Consider the following 22,791-nt stretch of genomic DNA (forward strand, 5'->3'; position numbering starts at 1 on the left):
AAGCGGGTTCGGTGTTGTGGCGTTGGTGGCGTTGCCGGAGTTAGCCGTGATGCGTACGAAGCAGAGTATCCTTGGCCTCGTTCACCCGGGCGGCGAGGTACGTCGACCCCCCTTGGTCGGGATGCAGTTTCTTCATGAGCGCGCGGTGGGCACGCCCGATCTCGTCTCGCCCCGCGCCCGGCTGCAGGCCAAGGATCTGATAGGCCTCCTCTTCCGTCATTTTGGAGCTCGACGCCGCGCGGCCCTGCCGCCCTGCCGCATCGCCCTGCGCGTGCTGACGCCAAGCGGGAAACCGGCGGTCCAGATAAGTTTCAAGTAGAGCGACGCTGTCGGCATCGAGGCTCGGCGTCATCGCGGCGAGCTGCGCCAGATCGAACTCGTCCAGCGACCGGCCGGCATGGGCGCCGGCGACAAAGCGGCCCTGCATCTGCCCGCTGTCATGATCGAGCACCATCTCGATGAATTGCGAGCGCACTCGCGAGCTCTGACCGGACGAGCGCTGCCCACCCAGCCCGAACATGCTGCCGACATTGCCGAGACCACCGGGTGACCAGCCGAGCAGCCCCGCCCCGAACAACCCGATCGGGATCGCCACCACAAGCTCGCCGCGGAGGCCGGTGAAGGCTGCCACCGCAAGGCAGCCGATACCGCCGGCAACCTTGATCGCGCGCGCCAGCGCCACCGGATTCGCGTTCCGGAACATCTGCAGCAACAGATAAAGGGTGATGACGGCGACGGCGCCAGCGATCAGTGTCATGACCCGAATATAGGGCGTGCCGGGACAAAAAGCATGATCGGCTGCGTCCGCGACCGGCAGGCTCGAGCCGCTGCGCCGGGCTTGACGTTGGCGGCCGCCGAAATCGATCTCTACTTCATCTGCCCGATCAGGCGCGCCGCGCCCGCTTCAGAGCCGGCCAGCCGGAGCAGCGCCGCGCGGCCACCCGCCGCGTAGGCCGCGGCGGCGCGCAGAAGGTCGCGCAACTGCGCGGATGCGCCGGGATCGAAACGGCACCATGCTCCCCCCGACAGCCGCGCCATCTCGCGAAACGCCTGCTCGGCCGCGGGCTCATTGCCCTCCTGGAACATGAACAGCGGAACCTTCAGCAGCCCGAGCTCGCCGGCCTTTGCGCAGAGCACGTCGACATTCTCCTCCATCGCGTCGCCAACGAACACGACGGCGCGGATTCCGGATGCTGTCGCATGGCGCCGCGCCTCGGCAAGAACCTTGCCGATCTGGGTCTGGCCGCCGCGGCAATCGATCTTGCCCATCAGCCGGGCGAGCTCAGCGCTGTCGGATATCCAGCCAGTGGCGCGGCATTCATCGAAGCCACGATAGTACACCAACCGGATATCGAGGCTGCCGAGTGCGGCGGCCTCGCGAAACATGTCGGCCTGCAGGGCACAGGCCATGTCCCAGGTTGGCTGGCGGCTCAGGGTCGCATCAAGCGCAAAGACGAGACGGCCTCTGGTTCCCTGAGCGGCAGGAGCCATGGCCTTGGCCTGCGCAACGAACGCCGCAACGGCGTCTGCCGTGGAACGCTCATTGTCGGGCAACCGCTGCTGGCGCGATCCCTCTTCGGCCGAGGTCAACGGGGCAGAACCGGGCTTCGAACGATCATCGACCATGCACGCACCTTGCTCGGACGCGCATCATGTGGGCAGGCGGACGGACGGCTTCAACGACGACAACGCATCTGCCCGCCGACGTGGCAGGCAAGGATCAGGCGAGGCTGGCGCGCGCCCCGGCGGCTTGCGCGCTCAATGCGTCAGCGGCTTGGCCGGCGTCGCGGTCTTGCCAACCGGCGCATAAGGCGCGACGGGACCCGGATCGAGCAACGGGGTCTTGGTCTCGACCGGCCCGATGTCGCTGGTGCTGTCGCTATCGGCGAGGAACTTGTCCAGCATGGCCTGGATCGACGACTTGGCGTCGTCAGGTCCGGTGTCGCGCATGTCGTTGTGCTGGAAGTCCGTCTTGACGACGGTGATGCCTTCCTTCTCGCAGATGTCGTCGCTCGGGATCACGCCGGGATCGGTCTTGAATTGCGGGTCCTTCGAGCGGAACGACAGGATCTTGAACTTGCCGTCGGTGACGAACGGGACGCGGAGGTTGTCGAGCGTGACGACCTTCCGGACGTCTTCGGGATACTGCTTGGCGAAATACATCGAGATGTCGCCGCCCATCGAATGACCAACCATCGTCAGATGATCATAGTCGGCATTCGGCTGCACCTGGTGCATCTGCTCGACGGCGAACCGGATGTTGGCGACACCGCGCTGGATCTGCGGCAGCCGGCCGACATAGGGCTCGCCGACCTTCGTCACCATCGGCGCATCGGTCGGCAGGTCGTGCTGGATGCTGACCGCCATGTAGCCGCGCGCAGCAAATACGTTGGCCAGGAACGAGTACTCGGTGAACTTGACGGTGTTGCCGTGATTGAGGATCGCGACCGGCAGCTTGATCATGCCGGCTTCGGCCTGCATCTCCTTGTCGCGCCGGACGGCCACGGCGACCTCGACCAGCCGGTTGTCGCGCGAGGCGTCATAGAACCTGATGGTCTCGTGCCGGATAGCCCACTTGCTCGCGGTGAAGTAGCCGACCGCCGCCAGCACGCTGACAGACACAAGAACGGTTATTCCACGCTTCATGTTCGTCCCTCGGGAGCACAATCAAAGGTAGTTTTGAACCTGTAAGACTCTCGCGACCCGTTCTGTTTAATATATGTAACGGCGCTGTGACAGGAAGACCAAATGTTGTGTATCCGTCGCCCGTTCGTTGTGCGCCGCACCTAGTTGCTGTGCAGCATAGCTGGGTTCCGCCGCCCGTCTCTTGCGACTTGAGCCCTGAACGTCAGGTTCAAATCAGTCATGAATTTGACGGCAATCTAGCGAAATTGGCGGCTGCGGCGTTGACCTGAGACAAATCTTCCTCCGTCCGCCCCCAAAACAGGCCGGACGCGCCGTTACCCGCCACCGCTGTCCGCAGATTGTTTAACCAAGCCGGGCGCACGTTCAACGCGCACAATGTCTCAGGCGAGGTCTCGCCCGAGTGCGGACGGTATTCAGGCGCTGATGATGTCGTGCAGGTCGAGTGGCTTGTCGACCTGGGCGAACCATTCGGCGCGGTTCGCGGCGCGGCGGCGGCCGCGCTCGTCCAGCGGCAGCTTGAGCTGGCGCAGCAGGCTGGTGACCTCCTCCCGGGCCGTGACGTGGCCGAGATTGGGGCGGGTGCCCAGGGTCGCCTCGTCGATGTCGTCGAGCGCGGTCAGTCCGCGCGGGAAGAACTCACGGTAGACGACGCGTTCGGCAAAGCCGTCGATGGCGCGAAAGCCGAGCCGCAGCGACAGGTCCTTGAGGCCGTCGGCGACCAGTTGCTTGTTGCGGGAGCCGAGCATCGACAGCCGGTTGCGGACCACGATCCAGTCGGTCATCGCACCGTCCACCTGGCGGCGCTTGCGCCGGACGTCACGCACCATCTCCGCATAGTGGCTCTCGCCGGTCACGGCATAGGTCGCGGGATCGACCGTTCCCAGCACGTCGAAGTCGAGGAAGCTGTCGTTGATCGGCGTGACCAGCGTATCCGCCATCGAATGCGCCAGGCGCATCAGGTAGCTGTCGTTGCCGGGCGTATCGATGACGATGAAATCGAACGAGCGTTCGACGGCGCTCACGGCCTCCATGAACTGCTGGAACTCGGTGTTCTCGTTCTCGTCGATCTGCAACGTCCGGCCGAGCTGGATGCAGTAGTGCGTCGGCAGTTCGAGGCGCAGGCCGGTGCGGCGCGCCCAGGCGCTCCGGTTGTTGATGTAATGGGTGAAGCTCTGCTGGCGGCAATCGAGATCGATCGTGGCGACACGCTGGCCGGCCTTCAGGAGTGCCACGACAATGTGCAGGGCGGTGGTCGACTTGCCCGACCCGCCCTTCTCGTTTCCAAGCACAACCACGTGGGCCGAGCCCGATTGTCCTTGGCTAGTTTGCACCAGCATGTTGTCGACCTCTTACGATCATCTTCGAGTCACGGTCGTCTGCGGTCAAGTGAAATGCATCGTCATCGTGAATCCCACGGGGGACGCATCCTCCGCTACTACTTGACGCGCGCGTTTACCAACTCCGCATCGGACGCGGAGACGTGCTAACAGGCGTATTCAAGTATGCTGAGCGGCGTGTCGCGTTCTTGTTAAGGGCAGTCGCCCGAGCGTCAAGGCCGAACAGTGCAACCGCAATTTTTCGCTGTGAGATCGAGCAAAAATGTCACGAAGCCCGCGCGTCGCCCGCACCGTTTCCGCCCTCCGCCGCGAGCTCGACAGCTTGCGCGCGAGAAAAGCCAGCATCGCGCTCGTGCCGACCATGGGCGCCCTGCATGAAGGGCACATCTCGCTGGTCCGGCTGGCGAAGCGCCGCGCCGACAAGGTGGTCGTCTCGATCTTCGTCAACCCGACTCAGTTCGCGCCGACGGAGGATTTCGGGTCCTACCCCCGGACCTGGAAGGAGGATGTTGCGAAACTCGCGGCCGAGCGCGTCGATCTGATCTGGCATCCCGACGCGAAGGCGATGTATCCGGACGGCTTCGCGACGCGGATCGTGCCGGAGGGCGCGGCATTGGCCGGGCTGGAGGATCGCTTCCGTCCGCATTTCTTCGGCGGGGTCGCGACCGTGGTCGCCAAGCTGTTCACGCAATGCCGGCCGGACGTCGCGATCTTCGGCGAGAAGGACTATCAGCAGCTCCGCGTCGTCGCCCAGATGGCGCGCGACCTCGATCTCGGCGTCCGTGTCGTCGGATCCCGTACGGTGCGCGAACGCGACGGTCTCGCGATGTCGTCGCGCAATGTCTACCTCACGGCAGACGAGCGGCGGGCGGCGCCGACGCTGCACCGTGTCCTGAAGGAGCTGGCGGCCCGGCTGCGCGCCGGCGACGACATGCAGGCGGCCATTGGGGATGGCGCCGCCGCGATCACCGAAGCCGGCTTTGCCTTGGACTATCTCGAGGTCCGCCACGCCGAGACGCTGGCGCCCATCGCCCCGAACGAGTCAGGACCGAAACGCATCCTGGTCGCGGCCAAGATCGGAACCACGCGACTGATCGACAATATCGCCGCGTGAGCCGCCGGGAGACCAGCCGTCCGCCAACACCGTGAGCGCGCCCTCGCCCGCAAGGCAGAGGCCGCCGCGCGTGAGATGCTCACGCGCAACACCACCGGCTCATCGAAGTCCTACAGCAGGCCGAGATCGCGCAGCTCGCGGCGCAGCGGCTCGGGCATGGCTTCGACGCCCGCCGCACCGGACTTTCCGAGATCGGCCGGCGCATCCTCGGCGGTCAGATAGCGCCAGCCCTGGAACGGACGCATCGGCCGCGGCGACACCGCGATCACCTTCGGCTGCATGATGATGCGGCACCGCCCGATGCCGTCGCCGTCGCGGAACGGCTCGATGCCGACGATCTTCTCGCGCGCGGCGACCTCACCGCGAATCACCCAATACAGCGAGCCGCCGGCGAGGATGTCCTCGACCCGTTTCGGCGTCATCCGCGTGACATGGACGTGCTGCTGCGGCAGGCCCTTCTTCTTGGCCGCGAGCATGCGCTCGGCGATCCACTCCTTCAGCTCTTTCACGGACTCGCAGCCGACGGCGAGCTTGATCAGGTGCAGAGGCATGATGGCGGTTCGACCAGCGGGATCTATTCGTTGTTGGCGGCCGGCTCGGCGGCCTCAGGCGCCGCTTGAGGCGCCGCAGCGGCCGGCTTCGGCTTCGGCGCGGCCTTCTTGGCCGCCGGCGGCGCCTGGGCGTGGCTGGCAGCCACGGTCGGTGGGGCTGCGGGCGGCGCAAGCTGCGTCGGCGGTTTCGGCGCGGCGGCTGCCGGGGCGACCGAGCGCGTCGAGGCCGTCGGCTCGGGATTCATGATGCTGACCGGCGGGGTGTTCGCCGAGCTGGGAAATTCGGCGGTCGTCGGCTTGCCGTTCGGCGCCGACGGCGCCAGCCCTGGAGGCGCCAATCCCGCAAAGGTTCCAGCGGCCGGTTGGCCCGGCGCCGCATTCCACTGCGAGGCGTAGCGCGTCACCAGCCCCTCATAGGTCCGCCCTTCCATGTTGTTCATCAGTTGCTGGCGATCACCCACGGCACGGAACATCACGCAATCGCTAGGCGTACAGCGGTCGCGTGTCAGCAGCACATAGGCCATCAGGCCATAACGATCGCGCTCGACGGCGCGGCGCAGCGCCAGCAGCTCCGCGGTCATCACCTTGTTCGCGCTGGCGACGTCGCCCACCTGGGACAGCCGGCTCAGCATGCCCGCCGCATAACTGACGGCCGCGGCGGTCATCTCGGCCGATCCGAACAGGCTCTTCTCGCAATTCGCGAGCACCAGATCGCCGGCGAGATCATCCACGCAGGCCAGGGCGGGTGCCGAGAGGCCGACGGAGGCGGTCACCGCAGGATCGCCATTGGCGCCACGCGGGGTCGCATCCTGGCTCCGCATCATCGACGCCACCGCAATCCCGACCGCCAGCAGCGTGATCACCGTCAGCGCGCCGTTGGCGACCGATTTCTCGGCCCTGAGCAGCGTCATCAGCACGACCAGTGCAAAGAAACCCGCCGCGGCAACGGTGAGCCACATCGGGAACGCCGGTGAGTTCAAGAGCTGATCCAACGAGGAAGGCCAGGTCGAGTTCATGCGCGCTTGTTCCTGACGCGGGCCAGCGAAAACGGCCCCGATGGCGTCCCTACATGGGACGGCCGTGAAACGATCATCAAATTCAAATGATCACCCGATCGATTGCGGCCCCACCAAGACAATAAGACGATTCCATACGCCTGCGGGCGCCGGATGGTGTGGAGCTACCCGCTATCCCCAAAGGGATCGCGCAGCAATCGTCATCGCCTCGCGCCACGGCTCCCGAACGCGTGGCAACTCCCCCTCTCGCTTCGGCCATGTCTCCGGCGGCCGCGTCCGCCGACGCGGCACGTCGTCTTCAAGACAAGGCCAATTGGCTCTCTCTGGCAACCCGCTCGAAGGCTTCCGTCGAGCTTTTGATCCGATACTGGCAGTCGTCGTCTTCCGTCGGAAGCTGGCGGATGATCTCGTAGGTGCCTGTGGCGGCCGGACGCGAGACGTTGCTCGCGGTGAAATAGACGGTCGCCCCAATGGGGAACTTGTGTTTCAACGCCCTCTCCTGCTCGCATGCCGGCAAGAGCCCCTGGTCCCGCTGCCCGGGCCGGCGTGTCTTTATAAATATCGCGCTTATATCACGCCGCCGCCCGCCCTGACCAGCGACCTCACGACATGGCAAACGCGGAGATTGCGAGAGTCTTCAACGGGATGGGCCCGCAAACGGTATTCTTGGACGAGCGGGTCGGGGTTCGCTCGTCCACCACGGACCAAATCGCGAACGGACGAGACCGCTCAGATGTTCTCGACCCGCTCGATGACCCAGTCCTCCGCCAGGCCGTCCTTCACCCAGGCCGCGAAGGCCGGCATCGCCATCATCATGTCCATGTAGGCGCGGGTTTCGGCGGCGACCGGAATGGCGAAACTGTGGAAGCGCGTGACCACCGGCGCGAACATGGCGTCGGCGGCGCCGAAGCGGCCGAACAGGAACGGCCCGCCATGGCTGTAGCGGGCACGGCAGTCGCGCCAGATGTCCTCGATCCGGGCGATGTTGGCCCTGGCATCGGCAGACAGCTCCACCGGCCGCACCGGCCGGTGCAGGTTCATCGGGCATTCGTTGCGCAAGGCCGGAAAGCCGGAGTGCATCTCCGCGCAGACGGATCGGGCATGGGCGCGCGCAGCGGCATCGGCGGGCCACAGCCCCGCCTGCGGGAAGCGCTCGGCGAGATATTCGATGATCGCGAGCGAATCCCACACGCTGATCGCGCCATCGATCAGGATCGGCACCTTGCCGGCCGGGGAATGCTCAAGGATGCGCGCCTTGTCGGCGGGATCGGCGGTGTAGAGCGGGATCACGATCTCATCGAAGGCGATGTCGCAGCCGCGCAGCGCCAGCCACGGCCGCATCGACCATGAGGAATAGTTCTTGTTGCCGATCACCAGCTTCAGCGTCATGTCGCACCGTCTCCGTGTTGGGCGTGGACGGCCCGCGCAGCCGCGCCGTCGACGCTCATGCTATGGGCGACGCATACAGGATGATCGGCCGTTGCGTCGACACACAAGCGCTACGCCCCAGACCACGCGCCCGCCCCCGTGCCGTCGCCGGCCGCAGGGCAGATCAGCGGGCGAAATCCTGCGGCGTGAACGACATCTCGATCACCTTCCACTCGTTGTAGCGATCGGGAGGCAACATCGCGTAGGGCTGGCAGGCATTCAACGCCTGGACCGCGCTCTCCTTGAGCTGGATCGCCTTGGAGGCTGCGACGACCTCTATCACCTCCGGCTCCGTCGCCAGCCGTCCATCCGGTGTCATGCCAAAGCGCAGCCTGATGAGCACGTTGTCCGACAGCGACAGCGACGCCGGCAGCCGCGCGCAGCTCCTGACCTTCTGCCTCAGGGCCGCTTCCAGATTGGCGGCGAGGTTCGTCGTCGCGGTCGGCCCGGCGTCCTTGCCGTCCTCCGGGCCGCCGGGACGGGGCAACGGTGACAGCGGCTCGGGGAGACCGAGCATGACCCCATACTTCACCGTGAGATCCGGTTCGGGAGGCACATAGGTCGGCGCGGGTGCCGGCACGGGTGGCGGCGCCGGCTTGACGGCGGATTTGCTCTCCGCCTTTGCGGCCGTCTTCACCGCCTTGGGCGATGCAGCCTGCGCCGGCTGTTTTGCCGCCGGCGCAGGCTGCATCGGAGGATTGGGAGTCTCCCTGGCGTCCTGCGGGGGACTGGGCGGTGGCGGTGCGGCGGCCGCGGGCAAGGCGCTCGGGTCCGGCTGCGGCAGCACCAGATCCGGCGTCGGGGATGGCGATGGCGTGGCGATGGGCTCGGGCGTCTTCTGCGGCTCGTCAGCGTCGACGATGTTGACCTCGATCTCGTCGCTCTTGGGCAGCTCGTAAGGCCGGACCGAGGTCGAGACCACGACCCCACCGGCGATTAGGAGATGCGCGAGCACGGACGCGGCGATGCCCCAACGGATGAACTGCCAACGTTCCATGCTGCTTCACTACGCCCGCGCATGAGCGAAGGCGCGGGCGCGCCATCGCTCTGATCATCGGCAGGGAATGCGGCAGCCGCCGTCGTGCGGCCCGCCGGCCGCTCCCTGTCATGTCAGGCTGTAGCACAAATGCGCGGGCGCCGCCCTCAATCCCATTTCGGCGCAAAGGCGAAGTTGGTCATCCGTCCTTCGGGGCTGCCCATCGCGAAGATGTCGGCCATGTCCTGCTCCGAGAGCTCGAAATCGAACACGTCGAGGTTCTCGGACAGCCGTTCGACCTTGGAGGTCCGCGGGATCGCCACGACGTTCTGCTGCACCAGCCAGCGCAGGCAGATCTGCGCCGGGCTCTTGCCATGGGCGCGGCCGATCCGCGTCAAGGTCGGATCGTTCTTGATCCTGCCCTTGGCGATCGGGCTGTAGGCGACGAGCGCGATGCCATGGCGCGCGCAGGCCTCGCGGACCTTGGTCTGATCGAGATAGGGATGATACTCGACCTGATTGCACACCAGCGGCTCCGGCGATGCCGCCACTGCCTCGTCGAGCAGACCGACCGTGAAATTGGACACGCCGATATGGCGTGCGAGCCCGAGCGTCTTGGCATGGGCCAGCGCGCCGAGCGTCTCGCTCAGCGGCACGTGCGGATTGGGCCAGTGCAGCAGCAACAGGTCGACCTCGGAGACGCGCAGCCGGACCAGGCTCTCTTTGGCCGAGCGCTCGAGATCGTGCGGCGCAAAATGCGTGGTCCACACCTTGGTCGTCAGGAACACCTCGTTGCGCCGGACGCGGGACGCACGCAGGCCCTCTCCGACCTCGTGCTCGTTCTCATAGACCTGCGCGGTGTCGATGTGCCGGTAGCCGAGAGTGAGCGCCTGCTCGACGATGCGGCTGCAGGTGCGGCCACGCAGCTCCCAGGTTCCGAGACCCAAGGCGGGAATCCTGGCACCATTGGCCTCGATCATCAGCATGGCCGTGCACTCCAGAGCGCGTGCAACATTATGTAGGCACACGCTGGGCGTTGCCAACGCACGACCCGTGGTGGGCTTAAGTCTTGGCTAAAGCCGCGAACACCGTCTCGGGCGCGTGCGCGATGACGGTGAGCAGCGCGCGCGCCGGGCCGCGCGGCATGCGCTTGCCCTGCTCCCAATTGCGGATGGTCTCGACGGGCACACCGAGCTTGGCGGCGAATTCCTGTTGGGTCAGATGCACCCGCCGCCTGAGATCGCGCACTTCGAGCGGAGCCGCGGGCGCCAGCGGAATCTCCTCCCCGTCGCGCAGCTCCACGATCCGTCCATCTGCCTTCAGCCGCAAGCGTTGCATCGTCCGACTCCGTGTCGAGCAACAGTCTCGCCGAACCACGTTAAGGCCGGATTAACGATATAAGTCGTTCAGGCGCCGGGGTTATTTCAGGCCGAACCAGAGCGTGGCGATGCCGAGAAACGAGAAGAAACCGACCACATCGGTCACCGTCGTGACGAAGGTTCCGGAGGCGACGGCGGGGTCGGCGCGGACCCGTTCGAGCACCATCGGGATCAGAATGCCGCCCAGCGCACCCGCGACGAGATTCGAGATCATTGCAAGCCCGATGACGATGCCGAGCCCGGGCATCTTGAACCACGCCACGGCGGCGATGCCAGTGACGAGCGCAAAGGCCAGGCCATTGACGAGCCCGACCAGCCCCTCGCGCATCACCACCCGCATCGCATTGTTCGCCCCGAGCTCCCGCGTCGCCAGCGCGCGCACCGCCACCGTCATGGTCTGGGTCGCGGCATTGCCGCCCTGACTGGCGACGATCGGCGCGAGCACGGCGAGCGCCACCATCTGCTGCAACTGGTCCTCGAACAGGCCGAGCACCGATGACGCCAGGAACGCGGTGGCGAGATTGATCAGCAGCCAGTTGAAGCGGCCCTTGGCGATGGTCCAGACGCTGTCGGACAGTTCCTCGTCGCCCGACACGCCGCCGAGCGCCTTGAAATCCTCGTCGGCCTCCTCCTCGATGACATCGACCACGTCGTCGATGGTGATGACGCCGGCCAGCCGGTTCTCGGCATCGACCACGGGGGCCGCGACCAGATTGTACTTGCCGAACAGCCGCGCCACCTCGGCCAGATCGTCGGTGACGGTGACGCGACGGCGGTCCTCGTCGATCAGATCGGCCAGCGGAACCGGACGGCGGGCGCGCAGCAGCGTATCGAGCGATACCGCACCCTGCCAATGCCGAGCGTCGTCGACCGCATAGATCTCGTAGAACCGCTCGGGCAGATCCCGCGTCTCGCGCATGTAGTCGATGGCCTCGCCGACCGTCCAACCCAGCGGAACCGCGATGAACTCCCTCTGCATGCGGCGGCCGGCCGAGCCCTCGGGATAGTCGAGGCTGCGCGCGAGCGCGTCGCGCTCGGACGGCGGCAGGCGTTCGAGGATCTCCTCCTTGTCCTCCTCGTCGAGGCTTTCCAACAGCTCGACGGCGTCATCGGATTCGAGCTCGCGCACGCCCTCGGCGACGGTCGCGGGCTCGAGCTCCTCGAGGATCTCCTCGCGGACCGCGTCGTCGACCTCGTTCAGCGCGGAGAAGTCGAAATCGGTGCCGGTCAGCTCGACCAGCCGGACACGGTCGTCCGGTGCGAGCGCCGCGATCAGGTCGCCGAGGTCGGCCTCGTGCAGCTCGGCGACCTCGGCGCGCAGGAACGCCTCGTCCTCGGCGGCGATGGCCGCCGTGATGGCCGCGATGAATTCGGCGCGAATCTCGCCGGATTCCGTGCGCATCGGCGCGCGATCGCGTAGAGTTGCATCAGCATGGGCAACGTCCGATGTCTCGTTCATGACGTGCCTCACGCGCTTGATTTCAGAGCAAATGGTCTGATTTGTGCTTTCACGCATTACATAATCGGCAACAGCGAGCGCAACGGGAAAAGATGCGGCCTTGGCGATCGATGACAGGATGGGTAAACGCGGCCGGCGTCGTGGCGGCGCTGCTCGCGGCTGACGTCACCGCGGCCGCGCCTGCCGCATGCCCGCGCGAAGGTACGCTCGGCACGTCGCGCATTCTCACCGTCGACGCCGCGACACATCCGCGCGTCGGACTGAAGAGCTTCCCGGACACGCTGCCGCTGCATGACGGCGAAGTGGTTCTGACCTTCGACGACGGCCCGTCGCCGCCGATGACCGACAAGGTGCTGGCCGCGCTCGCCAGGGAATGCGTGCGCGCGACCTTCTTCCTGGTCGGCGAGCCTGCGTCGCGCCGCGCCGCGTGGGTGCGGAAGATCGCGGCCGAAGGCCACACCATAGGCCATCACAGCTTCACGCATGCGAATCTCGCGCACATCACGCCGGAACAGGCCGTCGATGAGATCGATCGCGGCATCGCCGCCGACGAGAAGGCGCTCAACGGCGCGGAGACGACCACGCCGTCGACGCCATTCTTCCGCTTCCCCTATTTCGAATCGACACCGGCGACGCTCGACCTGCTGCAGTCGCGCGGCATCGTCGTGTTCGGGGCCGATCTCTGGGCCAGCGACTGGAACCCGATGTCACCGCAGCAGACGCTGAAGCTGCTGACCGCCCGGCTGAGCCAGGCGCGCAAGGGCATCATCCTGCTGCACGATCCTCAGCCGCGCACGGTCGCCATGTTGCCCGCGTTCCTGCGCTACCTGAAGAACCACGGCTATCGCGTGGTCCATGTGGTTCCGAAGCAGCCGGCGGATGTGCATCACGAGCAGCATAGCGAGCGCCCTTCACCTGCGCCGACGCCGCCGCACGAAGGTGGTTAATCCGTCGTTCAGGGCCGCTGTCTACGCTCGACGGCCGTGATCGCGGCGATTTCTGCCGCTTGCAATCCGGCAACAGCCGCGCGCAAACCGGAACCCGGAACGATGTCATCTCGCGACAGCCGAACATCCCTGCTATGTCTTGGCGGTCGCTTGCGCCTTCCGCGCGGCTGCGACACATCATCGAGCGTCGAAGACCCTGGCCGAAGGCGTCGGGACGGTGAAGGGAATGTGAGCAGCGTGATGCGTGATCGTCGGTGGGCTTGCGTCGGACGGCCAACATGGCTCGCAGTGCTGTTGGGCACCGTCGCCTGCTTCGCCTCCAGTGTCGGATCATCGGCGGCATCGGCAGCCGATTGCCCCGGACATCCCAACGCGCTCGGCACGTCGCGCGTCCTGGTGGTCGATCCGCGCGAGCATCCGCGCATCGGCGCGATGCAGTACAAGGAGACGCTGCCGCTGAAAGATCACGAGGTCGTCATCACCTTCGACGACGGCCCGCTGCCGAAATACAGCAATCAGGTGCTGCAGATCCTTGCCGATCAATGCGTCAAGGCGACGTTCTTCACCATCGGCCGCCAGGCCAAGGCCGATCCCGAGGGCGTGAGGAAGCTTGCGGCCGCCGGCCACACCATCGGCACCCACAGCCAGAACCATCCGCTGAGCTTCAACAAGATGACGCTCGACCAGGTCAAGCCCGAGGTCGACCAGGGGATCGCCTGGACGACCGCGGCGCTCACCGATCCGTCGGCGCTGTCGCCATTCTTCCGCGTGCCCGGCCTGCTGCGCGGCGACGCCGTGGAGAGCTACGCCGCCTCGCTCGGCCTGCAGGTCTGGAGCGCCGATTTCCTCGCCGACGACTGGCGCAACATCTCCGGCGCCAAGGTCTACGAGCTCGCGATGAAGCGGCTGGAGGCGCGCGGCAAGGGCATCCTGCTGCTGCACGACATCCATGCGCGCACCGCCACGGCGCTGCCGAAGATCCTCGCCGAGCTCAAGGCCAAGAACTACCGCATCGTCCACGTCGTGGCGGCGACACCGGACCGGCCGGCGACGCCGACCGAGCCCGAGGACTGGCTGGTGCACCGCCCGTCGGACGAGACCCCGGTGGCGCATTGGCCCAAGATCGCGCCCGTCGATCTCGCTGGCGCCGATACCGGGGCCCGGGCCAGGCTGGACGATTTCGGGATTCTCAACGTGCCGGCGGCCGTCGCGCGTGTCGCGCAGAAGCCTGCATGGCCGCGTCCGCCGCTCGCGCCGCGGCTTGCGGCGCCGGCCTTGGCAGCGCCGGCGTCCGATCTGTTCGCATGGCCGCCTGTCGCGCCGCTGTCGGCGCAGCGGCGCCAGCTGGCCCGGCTCGAGAGCCCGGCCCCGAAGGCTGTGGCCGCCAAGCCGGCGCCGCGCCCGGTGCGCCTCGCCAGCCTCAGGCGGCGCTGAACATTCGCAGATGTTGCAGGTGAGGACGCGGGACAATTCGCCCGCGCCGCGCGCGATCAGCTCGAGACCAGCTTGCTGACGCAGAGGATGACGGTGGCCGCCAGGAAGAACAGGTCCATGTAGGACTTCTTCTCGCCGTCCTTGCGCAGCGATCCGACGTCGGACACCACCTGCCTAGAGACCACCTGCCCCACCGGCCCGTCGCCCAGCATGCCGGCCAGACGGCGAACGTCCGACTCCATCTTCTCGATCCGTCCGAAGAAGTGGAAGGTGCGCACCACCGTGACGGCGCGCATGCCGGCATAGATCAGCACCACCAGCGCCAGGACGGCGCGGTTCTGGTACTTCTCGACGTAGTTCAGGCTGAGATAGACGGCCGCGAGAAATACGAAATTCGAGATGAAGCGGTACATGAGGCCCGTGAAGTTCATCTGCTCCCCCACATGATGTTCGGATCACTGGCCGACGACAGAACTCACGAAACGCGTTTCGCCCCCGCGTCCTGGTCCAACCGGCGTCACCCTAGGAGAGCGGGCTTGCGAATTCGTGAAGTGGAAATTTTGCAGCGCCAGAACGGCCCAGAACAGGCCCGCTTGGTAAACAAGGGACTGCCCGGAGAGCGTCTCTGCAGCCTGCAATTGCAGGGCGGCAGCAGCTCTCGCAGCTATGCGCCGAATCGCGCCGGTGCGCAGGCGGCGACGTCGACGCTCGGCGCTTCGCCGCTCATCAGCTCGGCGAGGATGCGTCCCGTCGCAGGCCCCAGCGTGAAGCCCTGGTGGCCGTGGCCGAAATGCAGCCACATGCCCTTGTGACGCGCCGCCTGGCCGACGACCGGCAGCATGTCGGGCATGCACGGCCGCGTGCCGATCCACGGCTCGGGCTCCACCGGCCTGCCGAGATCGATGAGCTGGCGCGCGGCAGCCTCGGCCTTGCCGAGCTGAACCGGGGTCGATTTCGCATTCGGCGATGACAGCTCGGCACCGGTCGTGATGCGCACGCCGAGCGCCATCGGGTTCATCAGATAGCCGCGCGCCGCATCGCGCAGCGGCAAATCGAGCGGCGCGCCGCCGGTGTAGTGACGGTGATAGCCGCGCTTGCGCACCATCGGGATGTCGTAGCCGAACCGCGTCAGGAACTCCGGCGACCACGGCCCGAGCGCGACCACCACGGCCTCGGCCTCGATGCGTCCCTCCGCGGTGGTGACGGCCCAGCCGCTGCCCGCCTGCGCCAGCGTGGTCGCATCGCCGCGCAGCAGCTTGCCGCCGCGGCGCGTGAACAGCTCGGCATAGGAGGCGACCAGGCTGCCGGGATCCGACACGGTCCACGGCTCCTGCCAGTGCAGGCCGCCGATGCCGCTGTCGATCAGCGCGGGCTCGGCCTGCTTGAGCTGCTGGGCGCTGAGCAGCTTGAACTTGACGCCGAACGCCTTGCCGACGGCTTCGGCCTCCCTCGCCTCCTTGTCGAACTGCGCCTGCGTCCGGTGCAGCACGCGAAAGCCGTCGCGGCGCACGAGGTTGCCGGCCCCGGCCGCGAGGATCAGCGGCTCGTGCTCGGGCGCGGCGCGCGCGATCAGTTGCGCATAGGTGCGCGTCAGCACCTCGTGGCGCGCCGGGAACGAATTCCACCAGTATTGCAGCAGCGGCCGCACGTGATAGGGCAGCGCCGCGAGGCTGTAGTGCACGTCGTTGGTGCGCGCGAGCGCGATGTCGAGCACGCCGGCGATATCATAGGGCATCGCGTAGGGCCTGACGGCCTCGCTCTGGATGATGCCGGCATTGCCGTAGCTGGTCTCGCGTCCGGGCTCCCTGCGGTCGACCAGCGCCACTGACCAGCCACGGCTCTGCAGGTGCAGCGCCGTGCCGACGCCGACCATGCCGCCACCGAGAACGATCGCGCTTTGCATCGTCATCACTCCTGCTCAGGTCCGCGCCGCCGCGACGACGGTGACCTCGATCTTCACATCCGCGATCATCTGCGCCTGCACCGTGGTGCGGACCGGCAGCGGATCCTTGAATTGCCTGCGATAGGCCTCGTTGTAGGCGGCGAAATCCGCCTTGTCGGCGAGGTGCACCATGCAGGACACGATGTCGTCGAGCGTCAGCCCCTCGCCGGCCAGCGTTTCCGCGATGTGCTTGAAGACGAGGTCGGTCTGCGCCGCGATGCCCTCGGGGATGCTGCCGTCATCGGCGACCGGAATCTCGCCGGACAGGAACACCAGGCCGCCGGCGCGGCGCACCAGCGAGAACGGCCATGAGGGGGCGTCGGACATCGTTAGTCGCTCCAAGATGTAGTGATCATGAGGGCCGCCTCAATCCCACGCCAAGAAGCCGGGCGTCTGCGCCAGCGGCGGCAGCGACGCGAGCCTTTCGAGATCGGGCCGGGGACGGCGCAGCTCGGCATCGTCGGCGAACGCGGCCTCCAGCGCCGCGGCAACGCCGAGCACCAGCGCGTCGCCGCCGCGGGGACCGACGATCTGCAGGCCGAACGGCAGGCCGTTGTCGTCGAGGCCGAGCGGCAGGCTCAGCGCGGGATGTCCGGCCAGGGTCACCGCGTAGGCGAGCGCCAGCCAGTGGAAGTACGACCGCGTCGGCACGCCGTCGATCTCCGCCGGATACAGCTCCGCCCACGGCCGCGGGCTCAAGGTGATGGTCGGGCTGATCAGCACGTCGTGGCTGGCGAAGAAGCCCTGATAGGCGCGGTAGATGCGGGTCTGGTTGGCGCTCGCGCGCGAAAAATCCTCGAGGCTGTAGGACAGGCCCTCCTCGACATTGGCGCGCACGTTCGGCCCGAGCATGTCGGGCCGCTCGCGATAATTCTTGCCATGCTGGGTAAGGAACAGCGAGGCACGCAGCACCGCAAAGGTCTCGTCGGCGCCGCTGCAATCCGGCGCGCCCTCATGCGCGCCGGCAAACAGCGGCGCGATGCGCGACACCCGCGCGCGGAAGGCGCGGCGGATCAGTTGTTCGGTCGGCGCAAAGCCGAAATCCTCGGTGAAGGCGAGCCTGAGCTTGTTGAGTTCGACCGCCGGCGGCACGGCCCAGCGCGCAGGCGCGCCGCGCACGGCCTCGCCCGGCAGGGTGTAGGCGAGCGGATCGCGCGCATCGTCGCTCGCCATCACCGACAGCATCAGCGCGGTGTCGGCGACATCGCGCGCCATCGGCCCGTCGGTCGACAGGCACGACCAGCCATGGGCGCGCTTCTCGCTGGCGACGAGGCCGTAGGAGGGGCGCATGCCGACGATGCCGGAGAAGCCGGCCGGATTGCGCAAGCTGCCGCCGGTGTCTGACCCCGAGGCGAGCGGGGCCATGCCACAGGCGAGCGCGACCGCCGAGCCGCCGGAGGAGCCGGCGGCCGAGCGCGCGGGATCGAACGGGTTGCCGGTGGCGCCGAACACGGGATTGCGGGTGTTGCCGCCCGCCGCCCATTCCGGCGTGTTGGTCTTGCCGAAGATGATTGCGCCGGCGGCGCGCAGCCGGCCCACCGAGGCCTGGTCGACGGCCGGCACGTTGTCGGCCAGGATCGGGCTGCCATAGGTGGAGCGCATCCCGGCGGTGTCCTGGGTATCCTTGATCAGCACCGGCAGGCCGTGCAGCGCCCCCCGGTCCTCGCCCCTCACGATCTCGGCCTCGGCGGCCTCGGCCGCCGCGCGGGCGGCCGGCTCGTCCAGGGTCACCACCGCGTTGACGGCCGGGTTCACCGCCGCAATCCGCTCCAGGCACGAGTCGAGCAGCGCGACCGGCGAGACCGCCTTTGTTTTCAGCAGCTTGACCAGCTCGACGGCCGTCTTGTCGCAAATCGATTCCACGGGGCTTCTCTTTTCCGTTTCGGAAAACTATTTAGCATATAGGAAATCGAATGCACGACCCGAAAACGCATTGTTCCACCGCTGTCCACGCATGACCTTCGGACATTGGAGCACCCGATTGAATTTCCTGCTCTATGGGCCGAGATTGTCCGGGCTGCTCGGCTCTCGACACGCCTGATCCGCTAATGGATTTTCCGGAGATCGCTTTGACAGACACCGCCATCAGCGCGTCGACCGAAGGCCCCCACTCCCAGCTCGGCCAGTGCCTGAAGGCGGCCCGGCAGGCGCGCGGCCTGACCCTGAAGCAGGTCGCCGAAAAGACCGGCATGGCGCTGTCGACCTTGTCCAAGGTCGAGAACGGCCTGATGTCGCTGACCTATGACAAGCTGCTGCAGCTCACCTCGGGCCTGCAGATGGACATCGCCGAACTGTTCAGCCCGACGACGCCGCGCCCCGAGGCGGGTCGCCCGGTGACCGCCCGCCGCAGCGTCAGCCGCGCCGGCCAGGGCCAGATCGTCAACACCAGGTTCTACACCTACACCTATCAATGCACCGACCTGATCGGAAAGCGCATGGTGCCGATGATCGCCGAGGTGCGCGCCCGCACGCTCGAGGAGTTCGGCCCCCTGCTCCGCCACAGCGGCGAGGAATACTTCCTGGTGACCCGCGGTACCATCGCCGTGCACACCGAGTTCTACGCGCCGGAGATCCTGCACGAGGGCGACGGCATGTATCTCGACAGCACCATGGGCCACGCCTACCTCAACGCCGGCGAGGCGGAGTCGGCGCAGGGCGTGTGTCTCTGCACGAGTGAGCAGGCCGATCTGTTCGAGCAGCTGCACCGGATTGCGAGGAAGGATGCGGTGGAGTGAGGTGAAGCCTCCGGCGTAACCCAGCGCACTCGCTGGGGCCCACAACTGAAAGTGCCCTCAGCAGCAGAGCGACTTCCGCAAGCTCACGACAGACGGCTGATGCTTCTCCACTCCCACCGAGCAGCGGAGGTGCGAAAGACCACAGCTACTAAGCCGGTCGGCACCGGCTCGTTCGCGGGACCTGTCATTGGGTCCAAACGATCGCTAGTGGCTCACGAGTCTGCCAGAAACCGTTCGGACCACAACCGGCGCGCCGATCTCTTTCAACAAGCGACTGATGCGCGCCTTGTCAGCGCCCGGCTCGACATCGACCCGCACGTAGAACGCGCTCGTCTCGTCTCGATATACCGATCTCGATATACCGATCTCGATATACTGACGGACCCGACCTCCGAAGCGCTGCAATCATCCGATGGACGACTGTCTCAAGCCCAAGTCCCGACCCGACGGGCGACTCGGCCCTTGCCTCCCCACGGCCTGGGCCCCCAATCATGGGCCAAGGTCGATGCGCGGAGATTCTCATTTCACGAGACGCCTCAAGCACATCACGCCTGTCCAGTCCGTCCGGCGAAAATATCCTGCTTTCTCATTTTCAGAAATCGTGATTGAGTGCAGCCGTCCCGCCTCGGCACGAGGGGCGTATCGCGATCGTCACGGCACGCGGGGTGGGATGCGGTGGGCGCAGCGGTTCGCAGCATGACGAAGGTCATGCGGACGAACGAAGCCGTTGCGCCGGCGAAATCGTAGGGTCCTGGCCTCCCGATGCTGAGGCCAAGCTCGCGACAACGCGTTCGCGTTGCGCGGGTGACGGGGGCAAGACAGCCGGTCCCCGGGGAGAGGACGTATAAGCCGGAAAACCATCGCGCGGGGAATGCCGGGATGTCTCGGCTGAACCTGTGGTTCCTGCCGCCTGCATTCTTGTTCGCAGGCGGGCCATGGGTGCGGCCAGCACCCGGCATTCCCCGCGCCCTCGTCGTCGAGAGGGCGAAACGACCGGCACAGCTCGGACGCCCTGCGCGCCGCGAGGCGGAAACGACTTGTCCGGACGGTGCTGTCGATCGGGGCGAACACGGGATCGCTCACCGCATGATCGCTGAGGGCTCACGTCGCCTTCCTGCCGGCCAGGGCCGAGACGATCGCCTCCGACAATTGGCCGAGCCGGAACGGCTTGGCGAGCAGCCTGCTCGTCGCGCGGAAATCTTCCGGCACCAGCGAGGGGTCGGCGAAGCCGGACATGAAGACGATCGGCAGCTCCGGCCATCGGCGGCGCACCTCGCGCGCCAGGTCGATGCCGGTCATGGCATCCGGCAGCAGAATGTCGGTCAGCAGCAGCGCGAACGGGTCCGGCCGCTCCAGCGCGGCGATCGCGGCTGCCGCATGGGTGACGACGACCGGGCTGTAGCCCATCGACGTCAGCATGGTCGATGCCATCGCGCCGACCAGCGGATTGTCCTCGACCACCAGGATCCGCTCGCCGGTCTGCGGCCGCGCCAGCCGCGCTGCGCCAGCGCGCGCGCGGCCCGTGGCGCCCGGCCCCGCGCTCGGCAGATACAGCGTGACGCATGTGCCTTCCGCCACCCGGCTGTCGATCAGCACCGTGCCGCCCGATTGCCGCGCAAAGCCATAGACCATGCTGAGGCCGAGGCCGCTGCCCTTGCCGAATTCCTTGGTGGTGAAAAACGGCTCGAAGGCGCGGCGCGCGACCTCGGGCGGCATGCCGGCCCCCAGGTCCGACACCGCGATCGTCACGTAGTCGCCGGGCATGATGCGCTCGTCGCCGTCGTCGAGCGGCTGGTCGAGCACGGCATTCGTCGTCGCGATCGTCAGGCGCCCGCCGCCGTCCATTGCGTCCCGCGCATTGAGCGCCAAATTGAGCAGCGCGTTCTGCAATTGCGTCGGATCGATCAGGCAGTGCCACAGCATCGGGTCCTGCGCCAATTCGATCTCGATGTTCTCGCCGAGCGTCCGCTGCAGGATGGTCGTCATGCCGTTGACGAGCTGGTTCACGTCGGTGACCTGCGGCTGCAGCGCCTGCTTGCGGGCGAAGGCGAGCAGCCGGCGGTTGAGATCGGCGACCCGCTCCGCCGCCTCGATCGCCCGCTCGACCATGCTGCGGCGGGAGCTTTCGCCGGGCGTGAGCGCGTCGAGCAGCAGATCGAGATTGCCGAGCGTCGCCGCCAGCATGTTGTTGGAGTCGTGCGCGATGCCTCCTGCCAACTGGCCGATGGCCTCCATCTTCTGCGCCTGACGCAGTTCGTCCTCGATGCGCTTGCGCTCGGTGATGTCGACCGACAGCACGAAATAGCCGCGCACCGTGCCATCCTGGCTGCGATCCGGCACGCGAATGGTCTCGCACCAGCGTTCACGGCCGTCGGGAAACGCGATCTTCTCCTCACCGCCCGCGGTTCGGCCGGCCAGCGCGGCCTCGATCTTCGGCCTCACCTCGTCTCGCCGCGCGGGGTCGATGTAGTCGTCGATCCGCCGGCTGCGACCGACCCCGCTGGACGGCTGCGCATACCATTCGCGCGCGACACGGTTGGCATAGCGGATGTCACCATCGGCGCCGACCTGGACGATCAGCGCGGGCACGTTCTCCGTGACCAGCAGGTGCTGCTCGAAACTGTCGCGCAGCGCCTGCTCGGAGGCCGCGCGCAGCCGCCATTGCCGCGCCAGGACGAGGCCGAATCCGGCGATCAGCAGATTGAGGCCGGCGGCGATGGCGCTGTAGTACAGCGCATTGTTCTTCCAGCCGGCCAGATACTCGACCGGGTCGCGCGCCACGGTCACCACCAGCGGCAGGCCGGCGACACGCCGATAGCTGATGCTCCGCGACGTCCCGTCCGTCATGCCGCTGCCCTCGAAGCTGCCGTGAGGCGCCTGCGGGAGATAGAGGCTGAACAGGCGATTGGACCCGACGTTGCGGCCGGCGAAATCGTCGGCATGCGGCGAGCGCAGCAGGATCGTGCCGTCGTCACGATAGAGCGTCACCGTTCCGCGCTGCCCCACGTTCAGCGACAGGAAGAACTGCCGCAGATTCTCGTAGTCCACCGCCACGACGATCACGCCGGCAAATCGTCCGTCCGGCATCATCAAGGCGCGGCTGACCGCGATGAACCGACCCCTGTTCACGCGCGAGGCCACCGGCACGTCGATGAAGAGACCGCGGCCGGGGTCATCGCGCTGGACCTTGTAATAGGCCCGATCGGCGAAATTGTTCTCACGGCCGGGAACTCCGTTGCCGGCGCTGTCGCCGAGCAGATTGCCGTCCGCGTCCAGCACGACGATGCCGCCCGCGGCGGGGTACGGCACCACCCTGCGCTTCAACTCGCCGATCAGGGCCGGATTGCCGGCGGTGAGCAGCGATGGGTCCTGCTTGAGACTGTCGATCGTCGTGTTCAAGAGCACGTCGACGCCCTGGATGTTGCGCAACATGTATTCTTCGAGCGCGCGGGCGAGATCTCCGTTGGCGGCCTCGGTGGTCCGATAGGTCTCCCGATAGTTGACGGAAAGCATGTGGGCCACGAAGGCATCACACAGCAGCGCCAGCACGAGGCCACTCAGCACGATGATCCACGGGGTCCAGCGCCGGTCCATCCAGGAGCCGGACGCGAACCTCGTCCAGGCGTCGACGATGCCTTCCTGCCGCGGACCGCGCCGATGGTCGGCTCTCGCTTTGATCTGGTCCGGCATGGCGTCGAATTCAGGAGGTCGTCGGGCGGTTTGATTGTGAATCGATCGGCGCAGGGGGCATCGGCGAAGGTCCGGATTGTGCCGAATTCCGCGTCTCCTGGCGCGTCGCGATCCATATCGCGGGCGCTCGATAGCAC

At 66.9% G+C, this 22,791-nt stretch carries 21 protein-coding genes; 4 read left to right on the forward strand and 17 right to left on the reverse strand.

The genetic code is table 11. The annotated features are described in order from the left end of the window. Positions 1-40: 40 nt before the first annotated feature. From QW861_RS12060 to QW861_RS12075, 4 genes are all read right to left on the reverse strand, one after another. A complete protein-coding gene (locus tag QW861_RS12060; protein ID WP_316193085.1) occupies positions 41-757 on the reverse strand; it encodes a DnaJ domain-containing protein in 717 nt (238 codons plus the stop codon). Between the two features lie 110 nt (positions 758-867). Then, positions 868-1,626 carry a VWA domain-containing protein gene (locus QW861_RS12065; RefSeq protein WP_315718370.1) on the reverse strand — a complete coding sequence of 253 codons (759 nt, stop codon included), beginning with the start codon at positions 1,624-1,626 and terminating at the stop codon, positions 868-870. A gap of 132 nt (positions 1,627-1,758) precedes the next feature. After that, positions 1,759-2,646 carry an alpha/beta fold hydrolase gene (locus QW861_RS12070; RefSeq protein WP_315718369.1) on the reverse strand — a complete coding sequence of 296 codons (888 nt, stop codon included), beginning with the start codon at positions 2,644-2,646 and terminating at the stop codon, positions 1,759-1,761. A gap of 413 nt (positions 2,647-3,059) precedes the next feature. Next, on the reverse strand, positions 3,060-3,983 hold the full coding sequence (locus QW861_RS12075; RefSeq protein WP_316193086.1) for a division plane positioning ATPase MipZ: 924 nt from the start codon (positions 3,981-3,983) through the stop codon (positions 3,060-3,062). A 262-nt stretch (positions 3,984-4,245) separates the two neighbouring features. Here QW861_RS12075 and panC point away from each other — a divergent pair, with 262 nt between their 5' ends. Next, entirely contained in the window at positions 4,246-5,097 is an 852-nt protein-coding gene (gene panC / locus QW861_RS12080) for a pantoate--beta-alanine ligase (RefSeq protein WP_315753003.1), read from the forward strand. A gap of 110 nt (positions 5,098-5,207) precedes the next feature. On the opposite strand, the gene QW861_RS12085 is transcribed toward panC, so the two are convergent. The 8 genes from QW861_RS12085 to mgtE all read right to left on the reverse strand — a co-directional run bounded on the left by QW861_RS12085 (position 5,208) and on the right by mgtE (position 11,906). Further along, positions 5,208-5,648: a DUF1489 domain-containing protein gene (locus QW861_RS12085; RefSeq protein WP_315718366.1), complete on the reverse strand. Its 441-nt coding sequence runs from the start codon at positions 5,646-5,648 to the stop codon at positions 5,208-5,210. A gap of 23 nt (positions 5,649-5,671) precedes the next feature. Further along, positions 5,672-6,664, reverse strand: coding sequence for a hypothetical protein (locus QW861_RS12090; RefSeq protein ID WP_315827277.1), 993 nt, complete (start codon positions 6,662-6,664; stop codon positions 5,672-5,674). A 298-nt stretch (positions 6,665-6,962) separates the two neighbouring features. Then, on the reverse strand, positions 6,963-7,154 hold the full coding sequence (locus tag QW861_RS12095) for a hypothetical protein (RefSeq protein WP_315718364.1): 192 nt from the start codon (positions 7,152-7,154) through the stop codon (positions 6,963-6,965). A gap of 239 nt (positions 7,155-7,393) precedes the next feature. Beyond that, positions 7,394-8,053 (reverse strand): glutathione S-transferase family protein, encoded by a 660-nt coding sequence (locus QW861_RS12100; protein WP_315718363.1) that lies wholly within the window; start codon positions 8,051-8,053, stop codon positions 7,394-7,396. A 163-nt stretch (positions 8,054-8,216) separates the two neighbouring features. Next, a complete protein-coding gene (locus QW861_RS12105; protein ID WP_315718362.1) occupies positions 8,217-9,089 on the reverse strand; it encodes a hypothetical protein in 873 nt (290 codons plus the stop codon). A gap of 146 nt (positions 9,090-9,235) precedes the next feature. After that, the gene (locus QW861_RS12110) at positions 9,236-10,054 is read right to left on the reverse strand and encodes an aldo/keto reductase (protein WP_315718361.1); all 819 of its coding nucleotides are present in this window, start codon (positions 10,052-10,054) and stop codon (positions 9,236-9,238) included. 76 nt (positions 10,055-10,130) lie between these two features. After that, complete coding sequence (locus tag QW861_RS12115; RefSeq protein WP_315718360.1) at positions 10,131-10,406, reverse strand: helix-turn-helix domain-containing protein; 276 nt, start codon at positions 10,404-10,406, stop codon at positions 10,131-10,133. A gap of 81 nt (positions 10,407-10,487) precedes the next feature. Next, positions 10,488-11,906, reverse strand: a complete 1,419-nt coding sequence (gene mgtE / locus QW861_RS12120; protein WP_315718359.1) for a magnesium transporter — start codon at positions 11,904-11,906, stop codon at positions 10,488-10,490. A 110-nt stretch (positions 11,907-12,016) separates the two neighbouring features. Between mgtE and QW861_RS12125 the strand changes: the two genes are divergently transcribed. Both QW861_RS12125 and QW861_RS12130 read left to right on the forward strand, forming a co-directional pair. Beyond that, positions 12,017-12,853, forward strand: a complete 837-nt coding sequence (locus QW861_RS12125; RefSeq protein WP_315753006.1) for a polysaccharide deacetylase family protein — start codon at positions 12,017-12,019, stop codon at positions 12,851-12,853. A gap of 240 nt (positions 12,854-13,093) precedes the next feature. Next, complete coding sequence (locus QW861_RS12130) at positions 13,094-14,287, forward strand: polysaccharide deacetylase family protein (RefSeq protein ID WP_316193087.1); 1,194 nt, start codon at positions 13,094-13,096, stop codon at positions 14,285-14,287. 56 nt (positions 14,288-14,343) lie between these two features. On the opposite strand, the gene QW861_RS12135 is transcribed toward QW861_RS12130, so the two are convergent. The 4 genes from QW861_RS12135 to QW861_RS12150 all read right to left on the reverse strand — a co-directional run bounded on the left by QW861_RS12135 (position 14,344) and on the right by QW861_RS12150 (position 18,092). Next, on the reverse strand, positions 14,344-14,718 hold the full coding sequence (locus tag QW861_RS12135) for a hypothetical protein (protein ID WP_315718356.1): 375 nt from the start codon (positions 14,716-14,718) through the stop codon (positions 14,344-14,346). 233 nt (positions 14,719-14,951) lie between these two features. Further along, entirely contained in the window at positions 14,952-16,190 is a 1,239-nt protein-coding gene (locus tag QW861_RS12140) for an FAD-binding oxidoreductase (RefSeq protein WP_316171456.1), read from the reverse strand. A gap of 15 nt (positions 16,191-16,205) precedes the next feature. Then, on the reverse strand, positions 16,206-16,556 hold the full coding sequence (locus QW861_RS12145) for a RidA family protein (RefSeq protein ID WP_316193088.1): 351 nt from the start codon (positions 16,554-16,556) through the stop codon (positions 16,206-16,208). Positions 16,557-16,595: 39 nt separating this feature from the next. Continuing rightward, a complete protein-coding gene (locus tag QW861_RS12150) occupies positions 16,596-18,092 on the reverse strand; it encodes an amidase (protein ID WP_316193089.1) in 1,497 nt (498 codons plus the stop codon). Positions 18,093-18,277: 185 nt separating this feature from the next. On the opposite strand from QW861_RS12150, the gene QW861_RS12155 reads away from it, so the two are divergent. After that, the gene (locus tag QW861_RS12155) at positions 18,278-18,964 is read left to right on the forward strand and encodes a helix-turn-helix domain-containing protein (protein ID WP_410052326.1); all 687 of its coding nucleotides are present in this window, start codon (positions 18,278-18,280) and stop codon (positions 18,962-18,964) included. 1,101 nt (positions 18,965-20,065) lie between these two features. Here the strand turns inward: QW861_RS12155 and QW861_RS12160 are convergent. Continuing rightward, positions 20,066-22,654: an ATP-binding protein gene (locus QW861_RS12160; RefSeq protein WP_316193091.1), complete on the reverse strand. Its 2,589-nt coding sequence runs from the start codon at positions 22,652-22,654 to the stop codon at positions 20,066-20,068. Between the last annotated feature and the right edge of the window lie 137 nt (positions 22,655-22,791).

Origin of the sequence: Bradyrhizobium sp. SZCCHNRI1029 (genome assembly GCF_032487555.1) — a bacterium.
Taxonomy (GTDB): Bacteria; Pseudomonadota; Alphaproteobacteria; order Rhizobiales; family Xanthobacteraceae; genus Bradyrhizobium.